The sequence below is a fragment of the Arthrobacter sp. 05L417 genome (assembly GCF_056397865.1).
On record NZ_JBFTOG010000132.1, the window covers coordinates 1 to 389 of the forward strand.

The following is a 389-nucleotide window of genomic DNA, read 5'->3' on the forward strand; positions in this document are numbered from 1 at the left end:
GAATATGAACAGAGTCAGTATCGTGATCTCTGGCTGAAAAATCTGGCGAAACATAATTGCCGTTCCGTTTCCGTTATTCCTTCACTGCGTGGCGTACCGCTATACGGTACTGATATGGCTTATATCTTCAGCCATGAAGTTATGATCCTGCGCGTCAGCAATAATTTGGCGAAGCGCACCTCGCGTTTCCTTAAGCGTACCTTCGATATTGTCGGTGCCTTAAGTATTATCACCATGCTGATGCCTGCGCTGGCCTTCCTGATCTTTATGGTCGCTCGCGACGGCGGCAATCCTATTTATGGGCATGAGCGAGTAGGGCGCAACGGACGCAAATTTAAATGCCTTAAGTTCCGTTCAATGGTGGTGAATTCCAAAGAGGTACTGGAAGA

At 47.8% G+C, this 389-nt stretch carries 1 protein-coding gene; it reads left to right on the top strand.

Annotated features, from left to right (window positions below; genetic code table 11):
* Positions 1-389, top strand: a 389-nt coding sequence (locus AC1DJW_RS26640) for a sugar transferase (protein WP_476902978.1), incomplete at both ends; no start/stop codon positions are given.